Origin of the sequence: Kitasatospora sp. NPDC004745, assembly GCF_042873275.1 — a bacterium.
Classification (GTDB): Bacteria; Actinomycetota; Actinomycetes; order Streptomycetales; family Streptomycetaceae; genus Kitasatospora.
On the sequence record NZ_JBIALK010000028.1, the window covers coordinates 1 to 24,887 of the forward strand.

The window sequence follows — 24,887 nt, forward strand, 5'->3', positions numbered from 1 at the left end:
GGCTTCGTCATCCAACTCGCCGGTGTCTTCCGGGGTTTGACGCCCCGTCCGACGTTTCAAACTCTAGCCGATCCCCGCTCCGAAAAGCGAATCCGGCCGCAATCCAATAAAACGAGCACGCCGAATACGCACCGAGCCGCGACAAAGCGCGACCCAGCCCGAGCCGGGAAGTGGTGTTTCGGAGGATTGGCTGCCCCGGGACCGTCCGCGCCGATGCGTGTCCGGTGCTCCCTGCCAGGCAACTCGAAGAACTCTACGCGTCTTCGGGGCCGGATGCAAACGTCGCGCAAAGAGCCGGCCGGGCCCCGGGGAGAGGGGTCCGGCCGGCTCGATCGCGGGGCGGGGGCTCAGCTGTTGGTGGGGAAACCGAGGTTGATGCCGCCGTGCGAGGGGTCCAGCCAGCGCTGGGTGACGGCCTTGCCGCGGGTGAAGAACTGGACGCCGTCCGGGCCGTACGCGTGGGCGTCGCCGAACAGCGAGGCCTTCCAGCCGCCGAAGGAGTAGTAGGCGACGGGGACGGGGATCGGCACGTTGATGCCGACCATCCCGACCTCCACCTCGAACTGGAAGCGCCGCGCGGCGCCGCCGTCGTTGGTGAAGAGGGCGGTGCCGTTGCCGTAGGGGTTGCTGTTGATCAGCGCCAGGCCCTCCTCGTAGGAGGAGACCCGCACGACCGAGAGGATCGGGCCGAAGATCTCGTCGTTGTAGACGGACATGCCCGGCTTCACGTGGTCGAACAGGGTGGGGCCGAGCCAGAAGCCGTCCGAGGTCGGGGCGCCGTTGGCGTCCTCGGCGGTGATCGGGTGCTTGCGGCCGTCGACGGCGAGCTCGGCGCCGTCGGCGAGGCCGGACTCGACGTAGGAGGTGACCTTGTCGCGGTGCTGGCCGGTGACCAGCGGCCCCATCTCGGAGTCGCCGTTGCAGCCCGGGCCGACCTTCAGGGTGGCGACGCGCTGCTTGATCTTGTCGACCAGCTCGTCGCCGATCGGGTCGACCGCGACCAGGACGGACACGGCCATGCAGCGCTCGCCCGCCGCGCCGAAGCCGGCGTTGACGGCGGCGTCGGCCGCGAGGTCCAGGTCGGCGTCCGGCAGGACCAGCATGTGGTTCTTGGCGCCGCCCAGGGCCTGCACGCGCTTGCCGTAGCGGGTGCCGGTCTCGTAGACGTAGCGCGCGATCGGGGTGGAGCCGACGAAGCTGACGGACTTGATGTCCGGGTGCTCCAGCAGGCGGTCCACGGCGGTCTTGTCGCCGTGCACGACGTTGAAGACGCCGTCCGGCAGACCGGCCTCCTTCCACAGCCCGGCGAGGAAGTTCGCGGCGGACGGGTCCTTCTCCGAGGGCTTGAGCACGACGGTGTTGCCGGCCGCGATGGCGATCGGGAAGAACCACATCGGCACCATGGCCGGGAAGTTGAACGGCGAGATGACCGCGACCGGGCCGAGCGGCTGGCGGATCGAGTAGACGTCGATGCCGGTGGACGCCTGCTCGGTGAAGCCGCCCTTGAGGAGCTGCGGGATGCCGCAGGCGTACTCGACGACCTCCAGGCCGCGGGCGATCTCGCCCAGCGCGTCGGAGTGCACCTTGCCGTGCTCGGACACGATGATCGCGGCCAGCTCGTCGCGGCGGGCGTTCAGCAGCTCGCGGAAGGCGAAGAGCACCGTGCTGCGCCTGGCGACCGAGGCGGTGCGCCAGTCGGCGAAGGCCGCGGCCGCGGCGGCCACCGCCTGGTCGACCTCGGCGATGCCGGCGAAGTCGACCTGGCCGGAGACCTGGCCGGTGGCCGGGTCGAAGAGGTCGCCGCGGCGGGGCGCCGCGCCGGCGGTGGCGACCGGCTCGCCGTCGATCCAGTGAATGATGTGCTTGCTCAAGTCCGTCTGCCTCCGAAGTCCCGGGCGGCGTCCTGCCGCCGGTCCTGTCTGGCGCCGCCCGCGAGTGGGCCGGGCGACGGGTTCACGGGGCTACCGCGCTCTTCTCCCCAGTCTGGTCGCCGTCGTGCCAGGCCTCAACGAACAGGCTGACGGGGATCGCGGATTCAGCCTTACAGGTCGTCCGGTCGCTCGGCCGGACGGGTGAGTGCGTGCGGGTCCACCCCCGGACGGCTCAGGCTTCGCCGTCCTCCAGGTACGGGTCGTGCAGGCCGTCGGCGGCCTCCTGGGTCTCCAGCAGGTCGAGCCGCAGGTCCTGCGCCCAGGCCAGCGCCCACCGCTTCAGCCCGTCCACCGCCCCCGGTGCGACGCCCCGGGCCCGGAACCGGCCGTCCGCCGCCTCGGCCAGCGTCTCCAGCCGGTCGGCGAGCACGGCGGGCTGCAGGTCCGCGTCGAGTTCCCCGGCGAGGGCGAGGAGCTCGCCCTCCCGGTAGCAGGCGGTGAGGGCGTGCACGTCGACCAGGTCGCGTGGCATGCCCCGGTCGACCAGCAGGGCCGTGGCCAGCGCGGCCGCGTCCTCCAGGGCGACGACGGGCAGCAGCACGGACGGCTCGCCGGTCGGCGGCGCGGAGAGCTCGAGCCGGACCGGCCGGTGGCCGAGCGGCTCCTTGCGCAGCTCCACCGAGTGCGACCGCCCGCCGAGCGCGAGCCGCACGGTCAGCTGCTCCAGGCGCGGCGTGCCCGGCCGTTCGACGACCCCGCCACCGGCCGCGCGGTACGCCTCGGCCAGCGCGGCCGCCACCTCCGGGAGGTCGGCGTCGCCGGTGACCAGGGTGAGCCCGTCCTGCGGGCAGGCCGCGACGCCGTGGGCGCGCAGCGCGTGCCCGCCGGCCAGGGCCAGCCCGTACCGGTCGCAGACGGGGGCGGCGGGCGCGGCGAGGCGCAGCTGGGCCGCGCCCGGTCGCAGGGGCGCGTCGACGGTGTCCGGCGCAGTGGTCACGCCTCCAGTCTGCCGCGATCGCCCGGGTCGCGCGCCACCGTCGGCCGCGGGAGCGCCCCACCGCGGGAGCACTCACCGCCGGAGCCACCTGCCGCCGGAGCCACCTGCCATCCACCGCCCCGCCGTCCCGGGCCCCGGTGCCGGGGCGGCGGGGTCACCGGTCGCTGAGCCCGGCCGCGGCCTCGTGCAGCGCCAGCTCCAGCAGCACCGGGTCGTTGAGCCGACCGGACCCGTCCGGCGGGACCAGCCAGCGGACGCCGCCGCCGCTGCGCCCGGGGTGCGGGACGACGACCCAGGTGCCCTCCCCCGCACCCCGCACTCCGGTACCGACCCAGCGGGCGGCGGTGCCGACCGGCACCAGGAAGCTGACGTGCTCGTCCGCGAAGTCGGCGAGGACCGGGCCGCAGGAGCCGGTGTTCAGGATGTCCAGGGCGGGGTGCCCGAGTCGTCCGGGGACGGCGAGGACGTCCCAGCGGCGGCCGGCCGGCAACAGCATCAGTCCCAGTCCGGTGCGTTCCCACTGCGCCCGGAACGCCGCCGGGTCCGGTGTGGCCTGGGCGAGCCAGTGCAGTCCGGTGCTCTCCATGTCTGTCCCCGCTTCTTGCCGCTCGTCGGTGGTCAGGGCGCGGCGGGGGAACGAGACCCGCCGTCCACCAGGGAGAGGCGGACGGCGGGTCTCTCTTACACGTATCCGGCACCCCGGATCTACCCGCCCGGGCCGGCGGTCGGCTCAGCGGTCGCGGCTCAGCGGTCGCGGCTCAGCGATCGCGGCTCAGCGGTCGCGGCCGCCGGCTCAGCTGTCGAAGCCGAGCCCCAGCCGGTCGAGCGTGCGCAGCCAGAGGTTGCGGTGGCCGCCGTTGCGGTCGGCGCGCTCCAGCGACCGGGTGGTGATCTCGATCCCGGCCCAGCGGACCGGCTCGGGCGGGAAGGGCATCGGCTTGCTGCGGACCATGTCCAGCGAGGTGCGCTCGGTGCGCTCCCCGGAGAGCAGGTCGAGCATCACCTCGGCGCCGAAGCGGGTCGCGCCGACGCCGAGCCCGGTGTAGCCGGCCGCGTAGGCGACCTTGCCCCGGTAGGCGGTGTCGAAGAAGGCGGAGAAGCGGCTGCAGGTGTCGATGGCCCCGCCCCAGGCGTTGGTGAAGCGCAGCCCCTCCAGCTGCGGGAAGCAGCGGAAGAAGTGGGTGGCGAGGGTCCGGAAGGTCTCCGGCCGCTGGTCGTACTCGTGCCGGACGTGGCCGCCGTAGTGGTAGACCGCGTCGTAGCCTCCCCAGAGGATCCGGTTGTCGGCGGAGAGCCGGAAGTAGTGGAACTTGTTGGCGCTGTCGCCGAGCCCCTGCCGGCCGCGCCAGCCGATCGCGGCGAGCTGCTCGTCGTTCAGCGGCTCGGTCATCAGCGCGTAGTCGTACACCGGGACGACGTACGGGCGGACGCGCTTGACCAGGGACGGGAAGACGTTGGTGCCGAGCGCCACGCGGCGGGCGAAGACCCGCCCGTACGGGGTGCGGACGGCGGTGCCGCTGCCGTACTCCCGCAGGTCGGTGGCCCGGGTGTGCTCGAAGATCCGCACGCCCTGGCCGAGGCAGGCCTCCTTGAGGCCCCAGGCGAGCTTGGCGGGGTGGACCATGGCCACGCCCTCCTTGTCCCAGAGGCCGCCGAGGAAGGTCGGCGAGTTCACCTCGGCGCGCAGCGCGTCGGCGTCCAGGACGGTGAGCTCGAAGCCGTAGCGGGTCACGGCCTCGGCGATCTCGTGGAGCTCCTCCAGCTGGTGGGGCTGGGTGGCGACGTCGATCTCGCCGGTGCGCTCCCATTCGGCGTCGATGCCGTAGCGCTTGAGGGTGGCCTCGATGCCGTCCAGGTTGGCGGCACCGAGGCGTTCCAGCTGGGCGAGTTCGGCGGGCCAGCGCTGCAGGCCGTTGCCGAAGCCGTGGGTGAGGCTGGCGGCGCAGAACCCGCCGTTGCGCCCGGACGCGGCCCACCCGACCTCGTTGCCCTCGACCAGCACGACGTCCAGCGAGGGGTCGCGTTCCTTGGCGATGAGGGCGGTCCAGAGGCCGGAGTAGCCGCCGCCGACGACCAGCAGGTCGCAGGTGGTGTCGCCGACCAGGGCGGGCAGTGCCGCCGGCCGGCCCGGGTCCTCCAGCCAGAAGGGGGTGGGCCTGGCGTCACTGAGCGCGCGGGCGGAGTCCATGCATTATCAGCCACTTTCTGTACTTGGGCGACGATGTGTTCGGCCACGGCCGACGGTACGTCAGGCGGTGGCCTTCCGGCGGTTGCCGAGCCACTGGCCGGCGACGGTCAGCGCCACGGCGGCGGCGAACATCGCGGTGCCGATGACGTTGACCTGCACCGGGATGCCGCGTTGCGACGCGCCCCAGACGAACATCGGGAAGGTGACCGTGGTCGGGCCCGAGTTGAACTGGGTGATGATGAAGTCGTCGAAGGAGAGCGCGAAGCTGAGCAGCGCTCCGGCGGCGATGCCGGGGGCGGCGAGCGGCAGGGTGACCCGCAGGAAGGTCTGGACGGGGGTGGCGTAGAGGTCCTGGGCGGCCTGTTCGAGCCTCGGGTCCATGCTCATCACGCGCGCCTTGACGGCCGTCACCACGAAGCTGAGGCAGAACATGATGTGCGCGATGAGGATGGTGGTGAAGCCGAACGGGATGCGCATGTTGAGGAAGAGCGTGCCCAGCGAGGCGGCCATGACCACCTCGGGCATGGCCATCGGCAGGAAGATCATCGCGGTGGTGGCGGAGCGGCCGCGGAAGCGGTGGCGGGCCAGTGCGAAGGCGACCATGGTGCCGAGGACGGTGGCGCCGATGGTGGCGAGCACCGCGATCTGCAGGCTGAGCGAGAGCGACTGGCACATGTCGGCCACGCCGCAGGGGTTGGTCCACGCGTCGGTGGAGAACTCGTTCCACTCGTAGTTGAACTTGCCGACCGGCTTGTTGAACGAGAAGGCCAGCACGACCAGGTTGGGCAGCACGAGGTAGGCGAGGGCCAGCAGGCCCGCCAGCACCACCAGGTGGGCACGGACCCACTTGACGATCCGGGACATCAGACCAGTTCCTCCGTCCCGGCCTTGCGCATGTAGACCGTCACCATGCCCAGGATCAGGGCCATCAGGATGAAGCTCAGCGCGGCGGCCGTGGGGTAGTCGAGTACGTTCAGGAACTGCTTCTGGATGCCGTTGCCGACCATCTGCTCGCTCGGCGAGCCCAGCAGCTGGGCGTTGATGTAGTCGCCGGAGGCCGGGATGAAGGTGAGCAGGGTGCCGGCGACGACGCCCGGGAGCGAGATCGGGAAGGTGACCTTGCGGAAGGTGGTGAACGGCCGGGCGTAGAGGTCGCCGGCCGCCTCGTGCAGGCGGGGGTCGATCCGCTCCAGCGAGGTGTACAGCGGCAGGATCATGAACGGCAGGAAGTTGTAGGTCAGACCGCAGACCACGGCGAGCGGCGTGGCGAGCACCCGGTCGCCGGAGGTGAGGCCGATCGCGTTGGTCACGTCCAGGACGTGCAGGGTGTTGAGCGCGCCGACCACCGGACCGCCGTCGGACAGGATGGTCTTCCAGGCCAGCGTGCGGATCAGGAAGCTGGTGAAGAAGGGCGCGATCACCAGGATCAGGATGACGTTGCGCCAGCGCTTGCTCGCCTTGAAGGCGATCGTGTAGGCGAGCGGGTAGCCGACGGCCAGGCAGAGCACGGTGGCGATGGCCGCGTAGGAGAACGAGCGGACGAAGTGCCACTTGTACTCGACCAGGGCGTCCCAGTAGGTGGCGAGGTGCCAGGTGACCTTGAAGCCCTGCTCGAGCGAGCCGGTCTGCAGCGAGGTGGACGCCTGGTAGACCATCGGGACGGCGAAGAAGACGACCAGCCAGGCGATGCCGGGCAGCAGCAGCCAGTAGGGGGTGAGCCGGCGCCTGGCCCCGGGGGCCGCCGGGGCGGGCGCGCCGCCGTCCGGGGGCACGGCCTGCGGCGGTGCGGCCGCGGTGGTGGTGGTCATGCGGCCTCCTCCGCGGTGCCCGCGTCGATCGCCTGGGAGGCGTCCAGGGCGAAGGAGTGCGCCGGGTTCCAGTGCAGCAGGACGTCGGCGCCGGGGACGATCCGGGCGTCGCGCTCCATGTTCTGCTCGAAGACGGTGACCTCCTGGCCGCCGTCGGTGCGCACCACGTACTGGGTGGAGACGCCGATGAAGCTGGAGTCGAGGACGGTGCCGGCGAGCCGGTTGCGCCCGTCGGCGACCTCGGCGGAGGCGTGCACGATGGTGATCTTCTCCGGGCGGACGCCCAGGTGGACCTTCCGGGCGTCGGTGGCGCAGCGCGCCTTCGGGACGGCGAGGCGGGCGCCGGCCGCGGTGAGCAGCAGGTCGCCGCCGTCGGTGCCGGTGACCTCGGCGGGCAGCAGGTTCGACTGGCCGAGGAAGTTGGCCACGAAGGTGGTGGCGGGGTTCTCGTACAGCTCGGCGGGGGCGCCCAGCTGCTCGACCCGGCCGCCGTTCATCACCGCGATGGTGTCGGCCATGGTCATGGCCTCCTCCTGGTCGTGGGTGACGTGCACGAAGGTGATGCCGACCTCGGTCTGGATCCGCTTGAGCTCCAGCTGCATCTGGCGGCGGAGCTTGAGGTCGAGCGCGCCGAGCGGCTCGTCGAGGAGCAGCACCTGGGGGTGGTTGATCAGGGCGCGGGCGACGGCGACGCGCTGCTGCTGGCCGCCGGAGAGCTGGTGCGGCTTGCGCCGGGCGTACTGGCCGAGTTCGACCAGCTCCAGCATGTCGTCGACCTGCTTCCTGACCTCCTTCTTCCCGCGCCGGCGCAGGCCGAAGGCGACGTTCTCGAAGATGTCCAGGTGCGGGAAGAGCGCGTAGCTCTGGAAGACGGTGTTCACCGGCCGCTTGTACGGGGGCAGGGCGGTGACGTCCTGGCCGCCGATCAGGACGGTGCCGCTGGTGGGCTCCTCCAGCCCGGCGATCATGCGCAGGGTGGTGGTCTTGCCGCAGCCGGAGGCGCCGAGGAGGGCGAAGAAGGAGCCCTGGGGGACGGTGAGGTCGAGCGGGTGGACGGCGGTGAAGGAGCCGTAGGTCTTGCCTATGCCGGTGAGCCGGACGTCGCCGCCGGCGGCCGCGGCGCGCTGCTGGTCTGTCATGGGGGTGTCTTCCTGGTTTGTCTCTGCCGTGAGCGGGGGTCAGGCGCCGATGAGCTTGGAGAACTTCTCCTCGAAGTCGCTCTCCTCGGTCTCGGTGAGGGTGCGGAACACGTGCGCCTTGGCCGCCATCTCGGGGGTGGGTACGACCAGCGGGTTGGCCGCGATGTCCGGGGCGAGCGTGGCGAGCTCGTCCTTCATCCCGGTGACGGCGGAGACGAAGCCGATGCCCGCGACCAGCTGCGCCGCGATCTTCGGCTGATAGTAGAAGTCGATCAGCTTCTCCGCGTTCGCCTTGTGCTGCGCCCTGGCCGGGACCAGCATGTTGTCCGTCGAGGAGACGTAGCCCTTCTCCGGGATCACGAACTCGATGTCCGGGTTGTCCGCGCGCAGCTGGATCAGGTCACCGCCCCAGGCGACGCAGGCCGCGATGTCCCCGGAGGAGAGCTCCTGGCCGTAGTCGTTGCCGGTGAAGCGGCGGATCTGCTTGCTGTCCACGGCCTTCTGCAGCCGTGCGATCGCGGCGTCGTAGTCGTCGGCGGTGAACTTCGCCGGGTCCTTGCCCATGTCCAGCAGGACCATCCCGATGCTGTCGCGCATCTCGGAGAGGAAGGTCACCCGGCCCTTGAGGTCCGGGTCGTCCAGCAGCTGGGAGACGCTGGCGACCTCCTTGCCCTTGGTGGCCTTCCGGTTGTAGGCCACCACGACCTGGATCCCGGCCCACGGGTAGGAGTAGAGCCGGCCCGGGTCCCAGTCCGGGGCGCGGAAGCGGGAGTCGATGGTGGTGATCGCCGTGGTGACGTTCGCCTGGTCGAGCTTCTGCACCCAGCCGAGCCGGATCAGCCGGGCCGCCATCCAGTCGGTCAGCACCATCAGGTCGCGGCCGGTGTCCTGGCCGGCCGCGAGCTGCGGCTTGATCTTGCCGAAGAACTCGACGTTGTCGTTGACGTCCTCGTTGTACTTCACCTTGATGCCGGTGGCCGCGGTGAAGGCGTCCAGGGTGCCGTGCTTCTCCTTGTCCTTCTCGTCGGTGTCGACGTAGAGCGGCCAGTTGGAGAAGTTCACCTCCTTCTCGGTCTCCGAGAGGTCCTTCGCGGCGCCCGCCGCCGAGTCGCCGCCGGAGGTCTTGGCCGCCGGGATGCCGCAGGCGGCCAGCGTGCCCGCGCCCGCGGTCAGCGCGGCGGCCCGCAGCAGGGCTCGGCGGCCGATCGCCGCCCGGCCGCTGGTGAGACTGCGCTCCCAGGCCCTGCGGACCGGTTCGGGCAGACCGTCGGTGAGCTCGTTGAACGCCATGGAACGGGCCTCCTGGGGGTAAGAGGTCGGATCGGGGCGCCCGGGGGGAGGCGCCCCTGGCAGGGGTTATCTGTCTCCGAAGACGGTGCGGTGCCAGTCCTTGCGGGCGACCGCGGTGGTGTCGAACATGACGTGCTTGACCTGGGTGTACTCGTCCAGCGAGTACTGGGACATGTCCTTGCCGTAGCCGGAGGCCTTGTAGCCGCCGTGCGGCATCTCGCTGATGATCGGGATGTGGTCGTTGACCCAGACGCACCCGGCCGCGATCTCCCGGGTGGCGCGCAGCGAGCGGTGCACGTTGCTCGTCCAGGCGGAGGCGGCCAGGCCGTACGGGGTGTCGTTGGCCAGCCGCAGGCCCTCGTCGTCGGAGTCGAACGGCAGGACCACCAGCACCGGGCCGAAGACCTCGCCCTGCACCACCTCGCTGTCCTGGGCGGCCCCGGTGACCAGGGTCGGCAGGTAGTAGGCGCCGCGGGTGAGGTCGCTGCCGTCGTGGCCCTTCTCCGGCGCGCGCCCGCCGGTGACGACGGTGGCGTAGGAGCGGGCCCGCTCGACGAAGCCGGCCACCCGGTCCCGGTGGGTGTACGAGACCAGCGGGCCGAGGTCGGTGCGCGGGTCGAGCGGGTCGCCGACCCGGATCGCGGCGTACAGCTCGGCCACCCCGGCCACGAAGGCGTCGTACAGCGGCCGCTGGACGTACGCCCGGGTGGCGGCGGTGCAGTCCTGGCCGCCGTTGATCAGCGAGGCGGCGACGGCGCCGTGCACGGCGGCGTCGAGGTCGGCGTCGTCGAAGACCACGAAGGGGGCCTTGCCGCCGAGCTCCAGGTGGGTGCGCTTGACGCCCGCGGTGGCGAGCTCGGCGACCCGCTTGCCGACCGGGGTGGAGCCGGTGAAGGAGACCATCGCGACGTCCGGGTGCGCGACCAGGTGCTCGCCCGCCGTGCGGCCGGCGCCGGTGACGACGTTGACCACGCCGTCCGGGATGCCCGCCGCGGTGCAGGCCCTGGCGAACATCAGCGAGGTCAGCGGGGTCAGCTCGGCCGGCTTGAGCACGATGGTGTTGCCCGCGGCGATCGCCGGCAGGATCTTCCAGGCGGCCATCTGCAGCGGGTAGTTCCACGGCGAGATCGAGCCGACCACGCCGATCGCCTCGCGCCGCACGTAGGAGGTGTGGTCGCCGGAGTACTCGCCGGCCGCCTTGCCCTCCAGGTTGCGGGCGGCCCCGGCGAAGAACGCGGTGTTGTCGATCGTGCCGGGGACGTCGAACTCGGTGGCCAGCTTGACCGGCTTGCCGGTCTGCGCGGTCTCCACCCGGGCGAGGTCCGCGCAGGCGTCGGTCAGGACGGCGGCGAGCCGGGTCAGCGCCTCGGACCGGGCGCCGGGGGTGGCGGAGGACCAGCCGGGCAGCGCCGCCCGCGCGGCGGCGACGGCCGCGTCGACGTCCGCGGTGTCGGCCAGCGCGACCTGCTCGACCACGGTGCCGTCCGCGGGGTTGACGACCTGGAAGGGCTCGCCACCCCCCTGGATCAGGCGGCCCGCGACGTACTGCGCGCCCGGGCCGAAGTCCGTCAGGTCCATCTGGTTCCTCCAAGTGCCGGTGGTTCGACGGCGGGCGGCGGAATCGCGCCTCCGCGGTGGGGGGATCCGCTCGTCGACCACCGGGTTGCGCGATCCTGGCAGCCCTGTCGACCCGACAAGGGATTCCACTGTTGCTGTCCGGTTAACGCGACGGATTCCGGCGTGGTGACTGTTTCTCGCCACGGCCGTCCGCTGACCATGCCCGTTGCCGCACCGGCGTGACAAGGGTCACTGCGACAACCTCGACCCGAAGGGCCTTACAGGGTGCAAGGGTGCACGGAGGGCGACAGGTCGTCGCCGCGATGGATGATTTACCTGACACTCTGGTCCCCCACGGCCCTGGAGGCCCGCGATGCTCCCCACCGTCGCCCGCGTGCTCGACCTGGAGGTGATGCGGCGCGGCCTCCCCCAGGTCGTGGCCGGCGCCGACCACCTGGAGCGGCCGGTCCGCTGGGTGCACGTGAGCGAGCTGCCCGACGTCGCCGGGATGCTCCGCGGCGGCGAGCTGGTGCTCACCACCGGGATCGCCCTGCCCGAGGACCGCGAGGGGCTGGCCCGCTACGTCCGCGAGCTGGACGAGGTGGGGGTGGCCGGCCTGGTCGTCGAGTTCGGCCGGCGCTACTTCGACTCGCTCCCCCGCGCCCTGGTGCACGCCGCCGAGCAGCGCGGTCTGCCGCTGGTCACGCTCCGCCGCGAGCTGCGCTTCGTCGCCGTGACCGAGGCCGTGCACGCACTGGTGGTCAACGCCCAGCTGGACCAGCTGCGCGCCTCCGAGGCCGTCCACCAGGTGTTCAACGAGCTGGTCGTGGAGGGCGCCGAGCCGCCCGAGGTGATCCGCCAGGTGGCCCGGATGGCGGGCGCGCCCGTCGTGCTGGAGAACCTGGCGCACCAGGTGCTCGCCCACGAGAGCGCCGGCCGCCCGGAGAACGAGCTGCTGGAGGACTGGGAGCGCCGCTCCCGCGGGGTCCGCCCGCCCGGCCGCACCGGCCACGACCCGCGCAGCGGCTGGCTGGTGACCACCGTCGGCGCCCGCGGCCAGGACTGGGGGCGGCTGGTGCTGGTGCAGGAGCCGGGCGCGCTTCCGGAGGGCGCGGCGCACCCGCACAGCATGCTGCTGGAGCGCGGGGCCTCCGCGCTGGCGCTCAACCGCCTGGTGGTGCGCGACCGGGAGAGCCTGGAGCGGCAGACCCACCGCACCCTGCTGTCCGGCATCCTCACCCACTCGCTGACCGTCTCCGAGGTCGCCCTGCGCGCCCAGGCCCTCGGCGTCCCGTTGGAGGGCCGGCGGCTGGTGGGGGTGGTGCTGCGCCAGCGGCGCGGGCCGATCCCGGCCGCGCTGGAGGCGCAGGCCCGGCTGCGCGACTTCACCGAGCTGGCCGCCGGCGCGGTGCGGGCCTGCCGGCTCCCGGCACTGGTGGGCGCGCTGGACGACGAGGGCGTCGGCGTGCTGATCGCGCTCGGCACCCAGCAGGACGAGCACGCCGCGCTGGACGCCTTCTCGGCGACGCTGCGCCGGATGTCGGCGGAGGCCGGGCGGGAGGGCGCCGCCGCTCCGGACCCGGTGGTCGCGGTGGGCTCCTCGGTCGGCTCCGTCCGGGACGCCCGCCGCACCCTGCTGGAGGCCACCCAGGTCTCCGAGGCGGCCCTGCACGACGCGCCCGGCGGCCGGACCGCCTCCTACTACCGGCTGCCGGACGTGCGGCTGCGCGGCCTGCTCCACCTGCTGCGCGACGACGCCCGGCTGCAGACCTACGTGGAGCGCGAGCTGGGCCCGCTGCTGGCCCACGACGCCGAGCACAACGGCCAGTTGGTGCAGATGCTGCGGATCTACCTGGAGCAGGGCCGGAACAAGTCCGCGGCGGCCGACGCCGCGCACCTGTCCCGGCCGTCCTTCTACGACCGCCTGCACAAGGTCGAGCGGATCCTCGGCGTCGACCTCGACCAGGTGGAGTCCTGCCTCTCCTTGCACGTGGCGCTGCTCGCCCTGGACGCCGTCCGCCGCTGAGGCCCGGGGCTCACACCCCGGTGATGCGCCCCCAGACCTTGTGCAGCCCGGGCCGCTCGGCCGAGCCGACGTCGCGCATGGTGCGCAGCCGGGCGCGCATCTCGTCGGTCGGGAAGACCAGCGGGTTCTCGGCGATCTCGGCCTTCTCCTTGTCGCCGCTGGCCGCCAGCACCTCGCGGGCGGCCGGCACCGGGCAGATGTACTGGACGAACGCGGCGAGCTCGGCGGCCACCTCCGGCTGGTAGTAGTAGTCGATCAGCGCCTCTGCGTTGCGCTTGTGGGTGGCCCGGTTGGGGATCATCAGGCTCTCCGCCCACAGCTCGCCGCCCTCCTCCGGGACCACGAACTCGATGTCCGGGTTCTCTGCGGTGAGCTGGACGGCGTCGCCGGAGTAGGCCTGGCAGGCGAGCGCCGCGCCGGAGGCGAGGTCGCTGGTGTAGTCGTTGCCGGTGAAGCGGCGGACGTGGCCGGTGTCGACCATCTTCTGCACCAGGTCCATCGCCTTGTTCGCGTCGTCGTCGGTGAACGCGGCGATGTCGGCGCCCTGGGCGAGCATCAGCAGTCCGAGCGCCTCGTCGAGCCCGGCGAACAGCGTGACCCGGCCCTTGAGGTCGGGCGCCCACAGGTCGGCGGTGGACCTGATCTCCCGGCCGAGCGCCTTGCGGTTGTAGGCGATGCCGGTGATCCCGGACTGCCACGGCACGCTGCGCCGGCGCCCGGGGTCGAAGGCCGGGTTCGCGAGCTGCGGGTCCAGGTTGGCGGTGACGTTCGGCAGGTTGTCCCGGTCCATGGCCTGCACCCAGCCCAGCGAGACGTACCGCCCGGCCATCCAGTCGCTGATCACCATCAGGTCCCGGCCGGGGTCGGCGCCCTGGGTGAGCACCGGGCTGATCTTGCCGAAGAACTCGTCGTTGTCGTTGATGTCCTCGGTGTAGGTGACCTCGATGCCGGTCTTCTCGGCGAAGCCGTCCAGCGTCGGGCGACCGCCCTGCTCGTCGGTGTCGATGTACTGCGTCCAGTTGGAGAAGGTGAGCCGCTTCTCGCGGTCCGAGCGGTCCGGGGCCGAGCGGCGGTCCTCGGCGACGTACGCGGACGGGATGCCGCAGCCGGTGAGCGTGCCCGCGCCGAGCAGCGCGGCCCCGCCGAGCACCGAACGGCGGCGCAACGGGCGGGGGGCACGGGGGCGGATCGGGGTGGTGGTGCTGGGCATGGGTGGAGGCCTCCGGAGCATGGGACGGCCCCGGGCGCAGGCAACACACCCGGGGCCGTCCGAACGGTACGTCAGACAGTGTGCGCGTCGGTGAGCGACAGCACCTCGTCGAGCACCGCGAGGCCGGTCTTGGCCTCCTCCTCGGTGACGGTGCACGGCGGGACGACGTGGAAGCGGTTCATGTTGACGAACGGCCAGAGCCCGCGCTGCTTGCAGGCGGCGGCCAGCTCGGCCATCGGCGCGTTGGCGGCGCCGGCGGCGTTGTACGGGACCAGCGGCTCGCGGGTCTCGCGGTTCCGCACCAGGTCGAGCGCCCAGAACACGCCGAGGCCGCGGACCTCGCCGATCGAGGGGTGCCGCTCGGCCAGCTCGCGCAGGCCGGGGCCGAGCACGGTCTCGCCGATGTGCTTGGCGTTCTCGACGATGCCCTCCTCCGCCATGGCGTTGATGGTGGCGACGGCGGAGGCGCAGGCCAGCGGGTGGCCGGAGTAGGTGAGTCCGCCGGGGAACGGCCGCTCGGCGAAGGTGGCGGCGATCTCGGCGTTGATCGCCACGCCGCCGAGCGGGACGTAGCCGGAGTTGACGCCCTTGGCGAAGGTCAGCAGGTCGGGCACGACGCCCCAGTGGTCGGCGGCGAACCACTCACCGGTGCGGCCGAAGCCGGCCATCACCTCGTCGAGGATGAACACGATGCCGTGGCGGTCGCAGATCTCCCGCACCCCGGCCAGGTAGCCGGCCGGCGGGATCAGGATGCCGGCGGTGCCGACCACGGTCTCCAGGATGATCGCCGCGACGGTGCCGGGCCCCTCGAACGCGACCACCTGCTCGAGGTGCTGCAGCGCGCGCTCGCACTCCTGCGCCTCGTTCTCGGCGTGGAAGTTGGAGCGGTAGGCGTACGGGCCCCAGAAGTGCACCGTGCCGGAGACGCCGGTCTCGTTGGCCCAGCGGCGCGGGTCGCCGGTGAGGGCGATCGCGTTGGCGGTGGCGCCGTGGTACGAGCGGTAGGCGGACATCACCTTCTGCCGGCCGGTGTGCAACCGGGCGAGCCGGACGGCGTTCTCGACGGCCTCGGCGCCGCCGTTGGTGAAGAAGATCTTGTCGAGGTCGCCGGGGGTGCGCTCGGCGATCAGCCGGGCGGCCTCGCTGCGCGACTCGACGGCGAAGCCGGGGGCGATGGTGCAGAGCTTCGCCGCCTGCTCCTGGATGGCCGCGACCACCTTCGGGTGCTGGTGGCCGATGTTGGTGTTGACCAGCTGGGACGAGAAGTCGAGGTAGCGGTTCCCGTCGTAGTCCCAGAAGTACGAGCCCTCGGCGCCGGCCACCGCGAGGGGGTCGATCAGCGCCTGGGCGGACCACGAGTGGAAGACGTGCGCGCGGTCGGCGGCCTTGACTGCCTGGCCGGCGGCTGAGTCAGCGGTGGGGATGCTCATGCCGGTAAGGCTAGGGAGTCCCGCCCGCGAAATGCAGTTTCATCTTGTCAGTCGGTCACCCGAACGGCCGACAGGGTGCAAAGACACCGGGCCCGGGTCGAAAAGACCCGGGCCCGTCGTCAGTTCGTACGACCGGACCCCCGCCGCTGGGCGGTCCCGCCGCGGCGACGGCCGTGAACCACTAGATCGCGGTCATCACGTGCTTCACGCGGGTGTAGTCCTCGAAGCCGTAGGAGGAGAGGTCCTTGCCGTAGCCGGACTTCTTGAAGCCGCCGTGCGGCATCTCGGCGACCAGCGGGATGTGGGTGTTGATCCAGACGCAGCCGAAGTCCAGGCGGCGGGACATCCGCATGGCGCGGGCGTGGTCCTTGGTCCACACCGAGGAGGCCAGCGCGAACTCGACGCCGTTGGCGTAGTCGACGGCCTGGTCCTCGTCGGTGAACTTCTGCACGGTGATGACCGGGCCGAAGACCTCGTTCTGGATGATCTCGTCGTCCTGCTGCAGGCCGGAGACGACGGTCGGGGCGTAGAAGTAGCCCTTCTCGCCGACCTGGTGGCCACCGGCCTCGACCTTGGCGTGGGCGGGCAGCCGCTCGATGAAGCCGGCCACCTGCTTCAGCTGGTTGGCGTTGTTCAGCGGGCCGTAGAGCACGTCCTCGTCGTCCACGCCACCGGTCTTGGTCTCGGCCGCGGCCTTGGCCAGCGCCTCGACGAAGGCGTCGTGGATCGACTCGTGCACCAGCACGCGGGTGGCGGCGGTGCAGTCCTGGCCGGCGTTGAAGAAGCCCGCCACCGAGATGCCCTCGACGGCCTCGGCGATGTCGGCGTCCTCGAAAACCACGACCGGGGCCTTGCCGCCCAGCTCCAGGTGGACGCGCTTGACGTCCTTGGAGGCGGACTCGGCGACCTGGATGCCGGCCCGGACCGAACCGGTGATGGAGGCCATCGCCGGGGTGCGGTGCTCGACCATCAGCTTGCCGCTCTCGCGGTCGCCGCAGATCACGTTGAAGACGCCGGCCGGCAGCTCCAGCTCCTTGAGCACGCCGCCGATGATCTCGGCCAGCAGCACGGTGGAGGCCGGGGTGGTGTCCGAGGGCTTCAGGACGACGGTGTTGCCGGCGGCGATGGCCGGGGCGAACTTCCAGACGGCCATCATCATCGGGTAGTTCCACGGCGCGACCTGGGCACAGACGCCGACCGGCTCGCGGCGGATGATCGAGGTCATCCCGTCCATGTACTCGCCCGCGGCCTTGCCCTCCAGCAGGCGGGCCGCGCCGGCGAAGAAGCGGATCTGGTCCACCATCGGGCCGATCTCCTCGGAGAGGGTCAGCGCGCGGGGCTTGCCGGTGTTGCGCACCTCGGCGTCGACGACCTCGTCGGCGCGGGCCTCGACCGCGTCCGCGATCTTCAGCAGCAGCTTCTGGCGGGTGCTCGGGGTGGCGTCGCGCCAGGCCGGGAAGGCGGCGGCGGCGGAGGCCATCGCCGCGTCCACGTCGGAGGCGCCGGACAGCGGGGACGTCGCGTAGACCTCGCCGGTGGTGGGGTCGACGATGTCGAGCGTACGGCCGTCCGCCGCATCGACGAACTCACCGTTGATGTAGTTGCGCAGCGTGCGAAGGTCGCTCACGGGGTCTCTCCTCGGTCTGGGCCTGCGGCGTTGCAGATTCCGGCGCCATGGTACGTCGGCGGGACCTGCGTACGAAGGGTGCCGAGTGGCCGGGCCCTGGGCGGCGCGGTCCACTGGTTGGGGGAACACGCGCTGCGCTGCGGAGCCGCGCGCGTACCGTGCCAGGGTAGCCGTACGACTGCTGTTATCGACAGGCCGGGCGCATGTAGGCGATGAAATCCGCATGCGTTTTCCAAGATCACGACGAAATCAGCAGTTTCCGCGCTTGCGAACAAGGGAACGATCAGGCACAGTGGCGGCGTGGCCAACCGCGACCGGAACGCGAGCGTTCCCCTCGACGCCGCCTCCAAGGCGATCATCGAGCAGCTCCAGGAGGACGGACGCCGCCCGTACGCCGCCATCGGCAAGGCCGTGGGCCTGTCCGAAGCGGCCGTGCGTCAGCGCGTCCAGAAGCTGCTCGACCAGGGCGTGATGCAGATCGTCGCCGTCACGGACCCGCTCACAGTCGGCTTCACCCGCCAGGCGATGGTCGGGATCCGGGTCGAGGGTGACATCGAGCCCGTCGCCGACGCGCTGGCCGCCCTCGACGAGGTCGACTACGTCGTCTGCACCGCAGGCTCGTTCGACCTCCTGGCCGAACTGGTCTGCGAGGACGACGAGCACCTGCTCGAACTGATCAACAAGCGCATCCGCGCGCTTCCCGGCGTGCGGAGCACCGAGAGCTTCGTGTACCTGAAGCTCCGGAAACAGACCTACACCTGGGGCACCCGATGACAGCCGACCCGGCGCAGAAGGACCTTTCCAAGACCGCCTACGACCACCTGTGGATGCACTTCACCCGCATGTCGTCGTACGAGAACTCCCCCGTACCGACGATCGTCAAGGGCGAAGGCACCTACGTCTGGGACGACAAGGGCCGCAAGTACCTCGACGGCCTCGCCGGCCTGTTCGTCGTCCAGGCCGGCCACGGCCGCGAGGAGCTCGCCGAGGCCGCCGCCAAGCAGGCCAAGGAGCTCGCCTTCTTCCCGGTGTGGAGCTACGCCCACCCGAAGGCCGTCGAGCTGGCCGAGCGCCTGGCCAACTACGCCCCGGGCGACCTGAACAAGGTCTTCTTCTCCACCGGTGGCGGCGAAGCCGTCGAGACCGCCTGGAAGCTCGCCAAGCAGTACTTCAAGCTGACCGGCAAGCCGACCAAGTACAAGGTCATCTCGCGCGCCGTCGCCTACCACGGCACCCCCCAGGGCGCCCTGTCCATCACCGGCCTGCCGGGCCTGAAGGCCCCGTTCGAGCCGCTGGTGCCGGGCACCCACAAGGCCCCGAACACCAACATCTACCGCGCCCCGGCCTTCCTCGCCGGCCCCGACGGCACGGTCGACCCCGAGGCCTACGGCCGCTGGTGCGCCGACGAGATCGAGGTGGCCATCCTCAACGAGGGCGCCGAGACCGTCGCCGCCGTCTTCGTCGAGCCGGTGCAGAACGCCGGTGGCTGCTTCCCGCCGCCGCCCGGGTACTTCCAGCGCCTGCGCGAGATCTGCGACCGCCACGACGTGCTGCTCGTCTCGGACGAGGTCATCTGCGCCTTCGGCCGCCTGGGCACCATGTTCGGCGCCGACAAGTTCGGCTACCAGCCCGACATGATCACCTGCGCCAAGGGCATGACCTCGGGCTACTCCCCGATCGGCGCCACGATCATCTCGGACCGCATCGCCGAGCCGTTCTACAAGGGCGACAACACCTTCCTGCACGGCTACACCTTCGGCGGCCACCCGGTCTCCTCCGCCGTGGCGCTGGCCAACCTCGACATCTTCGAGCGCGAGGGCCTGAACCAGCACGTCCTCGACAACGAGGCCGCCTTCCTGGGCACCCTGAACAAGCTGCGCGACCTGCCGATCGTCGGCGACGTCCGCGGCAACGGGTACTTCTACGGCATCGAGCTCGTGAAGGACAAGGTCACCAAGGAGTCGTTCAACGACGACGAGGTCGAGCGCGTCCTCTACGGCTTCCTGTCGAAGGCCCTCTTCGACAACGGCCTGTACTGCCGCGCCGACGACCGTGGCGACCCGGTCGTCCAGCTGGCCCCGCCGCTGATCTCCGACCAGTCGACCTTCGACGAGATCGAGCAGATCCTGCGGACCAGCCTGACCGACGCGTGGGCGAAGATCTGACCGGCTGAGCCACCTTCCCCACCCTCCGCCGCAGGGCGGTCCCTCCCCGGGACCGCCCTGCGGTGTTTCCGCAGCCGCCCCGCGGCGCGCCGGGGGCGTCGGGTCTCCGGACCTCCGGACCTCCGGGCCGACTTTCCGCCACCAAGCGGCGAACAAACATGCCTGATTGCGGGTGATTTGCCCGCGATGGACCAGAGCGCCGCAACCGCACGAGGTCCCGGTCGTTCTAATCTGACGACTGTCATATCCCTGCAGCCACCCAGGATGGAACCTCATGTCAGCGGCACCGCCTGACAACGACGTGCTGTGGGCCCGGGGGATCGTCAAGTCCCATCACGGCACCCCCGCCCTGCGCGGCATCTCGATCGGCGTGCGCGAGGGGGAGGTGCTCGCCGTCACCGGCCCCCGCGGCTCCGGGAAGAGCACCCTGCTCGGCTGCCTCTCCGCGCTCCTCCCGGTCGACGACGGCGAGGTCTGGTTCAACAGCGCCCCCGTCCACACCCTCGGCCGGGCCGGCCGCGAACGGCTGCGCCGCGACCGCTTCGGCTTCGTCGGCTCCGAACCGCACCTGGTGCCCGAGCTGACCGCCCGGGAGAACGTCGCCCTGCCCCTGCTGCTCGCCGGAGCCGGCAACAAGGCCGCCTACACCGCCGCCGACGAGTGGCTGGAGCGCCTCGACGTCGGCGAGATCGGCCGCCGGCGACCCGACCTGCTGCTCCAGAGCCAGCGCCAGCGGATCGCCGTCGCCCGCGCCCTCGCCCCGCTGCCGACGGTCGTCTTCGCCGACGACCCCACCGCCCCGCTGCACCGCGAGGCCGCCGACCAGGTCCTGCGGATACTGACCAGCGCGGCCCGCTCGCACCAGCTCACCCTCGTCCTGGCCACCCACGACCCCGAGCTCGTCCGGTTCGCGGACCGCGCCGTCGCCCTCGTCGACGGACGGCTCACCGCCCCCGCCGCGCCCGTCCCGCGCGGCACCACCGGCAGCGCCCCGGGCGCGGCCGGTGCGTCCGCCGTCTCGGCCACCCGCCGCTGACGACGCCGAGCCGCTGAAAGAGTCGACGTGTTCTATCTCCGTCTGGCCCGGGGCTACCGGGCGCCCGACCTCGGCCGCTGGCTGCTCACCGCGCTCGCCGCCGGCGTGGTCGCCGCCTTCCTGTTGCGCTCCCTCGGCCGGGCGATGAGCGACCCTGACGGCGGCACCGACGCGCTGGCCCGCCTGCTCTGGTGCCTGCCCCCGCTCGCCGCCGTCGGCTGGTTCGCCGCCGTCGCCGCCCGCGCGGTGCCCGCCCGGCGGCCCGAACGGATCACCGGCCTGCGGACCGCCGGGGCCGGGTCCGGACGGATCCGCGCCCTGATCGCCGGCGAGGTCGCGCTCGCCTGCACCCTCGGCAGCGTGCTCACCCTGCTGCTCTTCCTGGTGCTGCGCAACGACATCGCCGGGCCGTCGCTCGCCCCCGACCTGGGCATGGGCGTACCGCTGCCCGCCGCGGCGCCCGTCACCCTGCTCGCCCTGGTGCCGCTCACCGCCGGCATCGCCGCCGCCTGCGCCGTCCCGCTCGACGAGACCCTGCCCGGCCGCCGGACCGGCCCCCGCACCGGCTTCGGCGCGCTGCGGATCGCCCTGCCGATCGGCCTGGCCGTGATCGGCCTCGCCCTCGAACTCATCGCGCTGCGGCCCGGCGCCGCCGCCGACGGCCGGCCGATCCACCTGCCCGCCGGGCTCGGCACCACCAGCACCGCCGCGCTCGGCGGCTGGGCCGCCAGCGCCCTCGGCCTCGCCCTGCTCACCGGCCCGCTGCTGTCCTGGACCGGCCGGCTGCTCGCCGCCGGCCGCCCCACCCCGCTGCGGCTGCTGGCCGGCCGCGGGCTCACCGCCCAGGCCCGCCGGCTCGGCCCGCCGCTGGCCGTGCTCACCCTCGCGCTCGCGCTGGTGCTCACCACCATCCGCTACTGGATCGGCACGCCCGGGAGCGCCGACGCGCTGCCCGCCGTCGAGGCCTGCCTGGTGCTCGGCTGCGCGGGCGCCGCGGTGGCCGCCCGGCTGGCCGAGGTCCGCACCGACCGCCGGGACGTCACCGACGCGCTGCTGCGCCTCGGCACCCCGCCCCGGCTGCTGTTCGGCGCGATCGCGCTGCGCACGCTGGCGGTGGGCACCACCCTGCTGGTGACCGGCGGGGCGACCGCCGCACTGGCGGCCGCCGGCCTGCGCTAGCTATCCGGCCGCGGCGAGCTGGCCGCAGGCGCCGTCGATCTCCTGGCCGCGGGTGTCCCGGACGGTCGTCGGCACGCCGTGCGACTGGAGCCGGCGGACGAACTCGCGCTCGTCCTCGGGCCGGGAGGCGGTCCACTTGGAGCCCGGGGTCGGGTTCAGCGGGATCAGGTTCACGTGCACCCGGTGGTTGCGGATCAGCCGGCCGAGCAGGTCCGCCCGCCACGCCTGGTCGTTGATGTCCTTGATCAGCGCGTACTCGATGGAGATCCGGCGGCCCGACTTCTCCGCGTAGTTCCACGCCGCGTCCAGCACCTCGGCGACCTTCCACCGGGTGTTCACCGGCACCAGCTCGTCGCGCAGCTCGTCGTCCGGGGCGTGCAGCGACAGCGCCAGGCGGCAGCTCAGGCCCTCGTCGGCGAGCCGGTTCATCGCCGGGACGAGGCCGACGGTGGACACCGTGATGCCCCGCTGGGACAGGCCGAAGCCGTCCGGCGCCGGGTCGGTCAGCCGACGGATCGCGGCCAGCACCCGGTTGTAGTTGGCCAGCGGCTCGCCCATGCCCATGAAGACCACGTTGGACAGCCGCGCCTCCCCGCCGGGGATCTCGCCGTCCTTGAGCGCGCGCATCCCGGCGGCGATCTGCTCGACGATCTCGGCGGTGGACAGGTTGCGGGTCAGCCCGGCCTGGCCGGTCGCGCAGAACGGGCAGTTCATGCCGCAGCCGGCCTGCGAGCTGATGCACATGGTGACGCGGTCCGGGTAGCGCATCAGCACCGACTCGACGAGGGTGCCGTCAAAGAGCTTCCAGAGCGTCTTGCGGGTGGTGTCGTCGTCGCACGAGACGTGCCGGACCACCGACATCAGCTCGGGCAGCAGGCTCTCGGTGAGCTTCTCCCGGCTGGCGGCGGGGATGTCCGTCCAGCTCGCCGGGTCGTTCGACATCCGGCCGAAGTAGTGGTTGGAGAGCTGCTTGGCGCGGAACGGCTGCTCGCCCAGCTCGGCGACGGCCTCCTTGCGCTCGGCGGGGCTCAGATCGGCGAGGTGTCGCGGGGGCTTGGCGCCGCGCGGCGCGACAAACGTGAGTTCTCCGGGCTTAGGCATGGTTGTTCCAGTGTCGCAGACGCCCGGAGCGGGCCGGACACGGCGAAGGGGCCCCGGAAGTCCGGAGCCCCTTCGCACGGTCGGCGCGGCCAGGTCCTGCCCGGCGGATCCCGCCGGACGGGTCCCCTGGCCCTAGCTGCCGACGAAGGCCGCCAGCAGCAGCCAGACCACCGGCGCGGTCGGCAGGAGGGAGTCCAGCCGGTCCATGATGCCGCCGTGGCCCGGCAGCAGCGTGCCCATGTCCTTGATCCCGAGGTCGCGCTTGATCATCGACTCGCCCAGGTCGCCCAGGGTCGCGGTGACCGCCGCGCAGCCGCCCAGGATCAGGCCCTGCCACCAGCTGCCGCCGTCGATGATCAGCTGCATCAGCAGCGCACCGGCCAGCATCGACAGGCCGATGCCGCCGGCCAGGCCCTCGCGGGTCTTGCCGGGGCTGATCGTCGGGGCCAGCTTGTGCTTGCCGAACTTGTAGCCCACGGCGTAGGCGCCGGTGTCGCTGCAGATCGTGACGATCAGGAACAGCACGATCCGCTGCGGACCGTCGTCGGCCGCGAGCATCATCGCCACGAACGTCGCCAGGAACGGCACGTAGAAGGCGGTGAACACGCCGGCCGTTATGTCCCGCAGGTAGTTCTCCGGCGGCTCCGCCATCCGCCAGACCATCACCGCGAGCCCGGTCAGCGCCAGCGAGGCCGCCGCCCACTGGACGCCCGCCCAGTAGCCGGTGGCGATCATCGCGATGCCGCCCGCGACCAGCGGGACCAGCGGCGCCTTGATCTGCTTGCGCTCGGCCAGCCGGCTGGTCAGCTCCCAGACGCCGACCGACGCCGCGGCCATCACGACGACCAGGAACAGCGCCTTCACCACGAACAGCGAGGCGATGATCACCGCGCCGAGGCCGACGCCCACGCCTATCGCGGCCTGGAGGTTACGGCCACCGCGCTGCTTGCGCGGCTGCGACGGCGGCGGGGCGGGCTGGGCGGCCACGGGAGTCTCCTGCCCTGGATGGGACGACGGCACGAAGGGGGGCTGCCCGGCCGCCGGGTGGCCCGGCGGCGGCGCGGGGTACGCCGGAGCCCCCGGGTGCGGCGGGAGGCCGTGGCCGGGAGCGGGGGCGGCGTCACCGGCCACGGCGCGCAGCACGACCGTCTCCGTCACGCCCGGCACCGCCGGCCCGGCGGGCTCGTCCCGGAACAGCGGGCCGCTCAGCCGGCCGGCCTCCCGGGCCGGTCCGGCCGCGGGGTCGCCCGGTCGGCCGGGCGCCGGTGGGAGGTCCTGGCCGCCCTGACCCGGCGCACCGGGGAGCGGACCGGGATCGGCCGGTACGGGAGGCATGACCCGAGTCTCCTCCGCGTCGCCGCCCCAGTACACCGGAGGCTGCTGCGAGTGATCCGAACGGAGGCCGGGATCACCCGGGGCGGCACCGGGCGCGCCGGGGTGGGCGGCCTCGCCGCCCGGGTGACCGGGGAGCCCCTGGAACGGCGGCGCCGGGGGCCCGCCGTGTCCCGGCGCCGGGTGCGGCTGCTGCAGGTGGGCCTGCGGCTGCGGCTGCGGCGCCGGGCGGTACGGCTGGAACTGCTGGTCGGACGGGCCCCAGTAGCCAGGGGCGTCAGGGGCGTCGTTCATCAGACCTCGAGCAGCTCGGCTTCCTTGTGCTTCAGCAGCTCGTCGACGGCGGCCACGTACTTGGCCGTGGTGTCGTCGAGCTCCTTCTCGGCGCGGCGGCCGTCGTCCTCGCCGACCTCGCCGTCCTTGACCAGCTTGTCGATCGCGTCCTTGGCCTTGCGGCGCACGGCGCGGATCGAGACCTTGGCGTCCTCGCCCTTGCCGCGGGCGACCTTGATGAACTCCCGGCGGCGCTCCTCGGTCAGCTCGGGAAGCACCACCCGGATGATGGAACCGTCGTTGGACGGGTTGACGCCCAGGTCGGAGTCGCGGATCGCCTGCTCGATGGCCTTCAGCGCGGTCTTGTCGAACGGCGACACGACGGCCATGCGCGGCTCCGGCACCGAGAACGAGGCCAGCTGGTTGATCGGCGTCACGGCGCCGTAGTACTCGGCCGCGATCTTGGCGAACATCGCCGGGTGGGCACGGCCGGTGCGGATGGCGGCGAAGTCGTCCTTGGCGACGGCGACGGCCTTCTCCATCTTCTCCTCGGCCTCGAGGAGGGTCTCTTCGATCACTGTGGTCTCCCTGTCCGGTTCATCTGCGGTTGTCCCGACCGGTGTCGGCGTCGAGGCCGGTCACGGCGACGGCGCCGCCC

At 72.3% G+C, this 24,887-nt stretch carries 20 protein-coding genes; 5 read left to right on the forward strand and 15 right to left on the reverse strand.

All coding sequences use genetic code 11. From position 1 onward, the window contains the following. Positions 1–347 precede the first annotated feature (347 nt). The 9 genes from ACFYUY_RS32890 to ACFYUY_RS32930 all read right to left on the reverse strand — a co-directional run bounded on the left by ACFYUY_RS32890 (position 348) and on the right by ACFYUY_RS32930 (position 10,871). Positions 348–1,871 carry a CoA-acylating methylmalonate-semialdehyde dehydrogenase gene (locus ACFYUY_RS32890; protein ID WP_360217594.1) on the reverse strand — a complete coding sequence of 508 codons (1,524 nt, stop codon included), beginning with the start codon at positions 1,869–1,871 and terminating at the stop codon, positions 348–350. A 232-nt stretch (positions 1,872–2,103) separates the two neighbouring features. Next, positions 2,104–2,868, reverse strand: a complete 765-nt coding sequence (locus ACFYUY_RS32895; RefSeq protein WP_387906081.1) for a nucleotidyl transferase AbiEii/AbiGii toxin family protein — start codon at positions 2,866–2,868, stop codon at positions 2,104–2,106. A 154-nt stretch (positions 2,869–3,022) separates the two neighbouring features. Then, positions 3,023–3,454 (reverse strand): hypothetical protein, encoded by a 432-nt coding sequence (locus ACFYUY_RS32900; protein ID WP_360217600.1) that lies wholly within the window; start codon positions 3,452–3,454, stop codon positions 3,023–3,025. Between the two features lie 207 nt (positions 3,455–3,661). Further along, a complete protein-coding gene (locus ACFYUY_RS32905; protein WP_360217603.1) occupies positions 3,662–5,056 on the reverse strand; it encodes an FAD-dependent oxidoreductase in 1,395 nt (464 codons plus the stop codon). A 60-nt stretch (positions 5,057–5,116) separates the two neighbouring features. Then, positions 5,117–5,920 (reverse strand): ABC transporter permease, encoded by an 804-nt coding sequence (locus tag ACFYUY_RS32910; protein ID WP_360217606.1) that lies wholly within the window; start codon positions 5,918–5,920, stop codon positions 5,117–5,119. After that, on the reverse strand, positions 5,920–6,864 hold the full coding sequence (locus ACFYUY_RS32915; protein WP_360217609.1) for an ABC transporter permease: 945 nt from the start codon (positions 6,862–6,864) through the stop codon (positions 5,920–5,922). Before ACFYUY_RS32915 ends, ACFYUY_RS32910 begins: the two co-directional genes overlap by 1 nt. Then, positions 6,861–8,003 carry an ABC transporter ATP-binding protein gene (locus tag ACFYUY_RS32920; RefSeq protein WP_360217612.1) on the reverse strand — a complete coding sequence of 381 codons (1,143 nt, stop codon included), beginning with the start codon at positions 8,001–8,003 and terminating at the stop codon, positions 6,861–6,863. Before ACFYUY_RS32920 ends, ACFYUY_RS32915 begins: the two co-directional genes overlap by 4 nt. Before the next feature lie 39 nt (positions 8,004–8,042). After that, positions 8,043–9,293: a spermidine/putrescine ABC transporter substrate-binding protein gene (locus ACFYUY_RS32925; RefSeq protein WP_360217615.1), complete on the reverse strand. Its 1,251-nt coding sequence runs from the start codon at positions 9,291–9,293 to the stop codon at positions 8,043–8,045. Between the two features lie 66 nt (positions 9,294–9,359). Further along, a complete protein-coding gene (locus ACFYUY_RS32930) occupies positions 9,360–10,871 on the reverse strand; it encodes a gamma-aminobutyraldehyde dehydrogenase (RefSeq protein WP_387906087.1) in 1,512 nt (503 codons plus the stop codon). A 352-nt stretch (positions 10,872–11,223) separates the two neighbouring features. Here ACFYUY_RS32930 and ACFYUY_RS32935 point away from each other — a divergent pair, with 352 nt between their 5' ends. Next, positions 11,224–12,876, forward strand: a complete 1,653-nt coding sequence (locus ACFYUY_RS32935; RefSeq protein WP_360217621.1) for a PucR family transcriptional regulator ligand-binding domain-containing protein — start codon at positions 11,224–11,226, stop codon at positions 12,874–12,876. Positions 12,877–12,886: 10 nt separating this feature from the next. Here the strand turns inward: ACFYUY_RS32935 and ACFYUY_RS32940 are convergent, their stop codons facing one another. From ACFYUY_RS32940 to ACFYUY_RS32950, 3 genes are all read right to left on the reverse strand, one after another. Next, positions 12,887–14,086 (reverse strand): spermidine/putrescine ABC transporter substrate-binding protein, encoded by a 1,200-nt coding sequence (locus ACFYUY_RS32940; RefSeq protein WP_360217624.1) that lies wholly within the window; start codon positions 14,084–14,086, stop codon positions 12,887–12,889. A 71-nt stretch (positions 14,087–14,157) separates the two neighbouring features. Then, entirely contained in the window at positions 14,158–15,516 is a 1,359-nt protein-coding gene (locus ACFYUY_RS32945) for an aspartate aminotransferase family protein (RefSeq protein ID WP_360217627.1), read from the reverse strand. Between the two features lie 181 nt (positions 15,517–15,697). Beyond that, positions 15,698–17,143 (reverse strand): gamma-aminobutyraldehyde dehydrogenase, encoded by a 1,446-nt coding sequence (locus tag ACFYUY_RS32950; protein WP_360217630.1) that lies wholly within the window; start codon positions 17,141–17,143, stop codon positions 15,698–15,700. Between the two features lie 300 nt (positions 17,144–17,443). Here ACFYUY_RS32950 and ACFYUY_RS32955 point away from each other — a divergent pair, with 300 nt between their 5' ends. The 4 genes from ACFYUY_RS32955 (at position 17,444) to ACFYUY_RS32970 (ending at position 21,523) form a co-directional block, all read left to right on the forward strand. Beyond that, positions 17,444–17,917: an Lrp/AsnC family transcriptional regulator gene (locus ACFYUY_RS32955; protein ID WP_030243538.1), complete on the forward strand. Its 474-nt coding sequence runs from the start codon at positions 17,444–17,446 to the stop codon at positions 17,915–17,917. After that, positions 17,914–19,308, forward strand: a complete 1,395-nt coding sequence (locus tag ACFYUY_RS32960) for an aspartate aminotransferase family protein (RefSeq protein ID WP_360217633.1) — start codon at positions 17,914–17,916, stop codon at positions 19,306–19,308. The genes ACFYUY_RS32955 and ACFYUY_RS32960 overlap by 4 nt, the downstream gene beginning before the upstream one ends. Positions 19,309–19,582: 274 nt before the next feature. After that, the gene (locus ACFYUY_RS32965; protein ID WP_360217636.1) at positions 19,583–20,344 is read left to right on the forward strand and encodes an ATP-binding cassette domain-containing protein; all 762 of its coding nucleotides are present in this window, start codon (positions 19,583–19,585) and stop codon (positions 20,342–20,344) included. Between the two features lie 27 nt (positions 20,345–20,371). Beyond that, the gene (locus ACFYUY_RS32970) at positions 20,372–21,523 is read left to right on the forward strand and encodes a hypothetical protein (RefSeq protein WP_387906093.1); all 1,152 of its coding nucleotides are present in this window, start codon (positions 20,372–20,374) and stop codon (positions 21,521–21,523) included. Here ACFYUY_RS32970 and rlmN read toward each other — a convergent pair whose 3' ends face one another. The 3 genes from rlmN to frr all read right to left on the reverse strand — a co-directional run bounded on the left by rlmN (position 21,524) and on the right by frr (position 24,807). Further along, complete coding sequence (rlmN, locus tag ACFYUY_RS32975) at positions 21,524–22,624, reverse strand: 23S rRNA (adenine(2503)-C(2))-methyltransferase RlmN (protein ID WP_360217642.1); 1,101 nt, start codon at positions 22,622–22,624, stop codon at positions 21,524–21,526. Between the two features lie 132 nt (positions 22,625–22,756). Beyond that, positions 22,757–23,959, reverse strand: a complete 1,203-nt coding sequence (locus ACFYUY_RS32980; protein WP_387906096.1) for a phosphatidate cytidylyltransferase — start codon at positions 23,957–23,959, stop codon at positions 22,757–22,759. A 290-nt stretch (positions 23,960–24,249) separates the two neighbouring features. Beyond that, complete coding sequence (gene frr / locus ACFYUY_RS32985) at positions 24,250–24,807, reverse strand: ribosome recycling factor (protein ID WP_360217648.1); 558 nt, start codon at positions 24,805–24,807, stop codon at positions 24,250–24,252. Positions 24,808–24,887 lie beyond the last annotated feature (80 nt).

Coding starts and splice junctions, on each gene's coding strand:
- ACFYUY_RS32940 (WP_360217624.1), bottom strand. CDS start 14,086: ATGCCCAGCACCACCACCCCGATCCGCCCCCGTGCCCCCCGCCCGTTG.
- ACFYUY_RS32935 (WP_360217621.1), top strand. CDS start 11,224: ATGCTCCCCACCGTCGCCCGCGTGCTCGACCTGGAGGTGATGCGGCGC.
- ACFYUY_RS32965 (WP_360217636.1), top strand. CDS start 19,583: ATGTCAGCGGCACCGCCTGACAACGACGTGCTGTGGGCCCGGGGGATC.
- ACFYUY_RS32930 (WP_387906087.1), bottom strand. CDS start 10,871: ATGGACCTGACGGACTTCGGCCCGGGCGCGCAGTACGTCGCGGGCCGC.
- rlmN (WP_360217642.1), bottom strand. CDS start 22,624: ATGCCTAAGCCCGGAGAACTCACGTTTGTCGCGCCGCGCGGCGCCAAG.
- ACFYUY_RS32945 (WP_360217627.1), bottom strand. CDS start 15,516: ATGAGCATCCCCACCGCTGACTCAGCCGCCGGCCAGGCAGTCAAGGCC.
- ACFYUY_RS32920 (WP_360217612.1), bottom strand. CDS start 8,003: ATGACAGACCAGCAGCGCGCCGCGGCCGCCGGCGGCGACGTCCGGCTC.
- ACFYUY_RS32980 (WP_387906096.1), bottom strand. CDS start 23,959: ATGCCTCCCGTACCGGCCGATCCCGGTCCGCTCCCCGGTGCGCCGGGT.
- ACFYUY_RS32960 (WP_360217633.1), top strand. CDS start 17,914: ATGACAGCCGACCCGGCGCAGAAGGACCTTTCCAAGACCGCCTACGAC.
- ACFYUY_RS32910 (WP_360217606.1), bottom strand. CDS start 5,920: ATGTCCCGGATCGTCAAGTGGGTCCGTGCCCACCTGGTGGTGCTGGCG.
- ACFYUY_RS32925 (WP_360217615.1), bottom strand. CDS start 9,293: ATGGCGTTCAACGAGCTCACCGACGGTCTGCCCGAACCGGTCCGCAGG.
- ACFYUY_RS32915 (WP_360217609.1), bottom strand. CDS start 6,864: ATGACCACCACCACCGCGGCCGCACCGCCGCAGGCCGTGCCCCCGGAC.
- ACFYUY_RS32900 (WP_360217600.1), bottom strand. CDS start 3,454: ATGGAGAGCACCGGACTGCACTGGCTCGCCCAGGCCACACCGGACCCG.
- ACFYUY_RS32905 (WP_360217603.1), bottom strand. CDS start 5,056: ATGGACTCCGCCCGCGCGCTCAGTGACGCCAGGCCCACCCCCTTCTGG.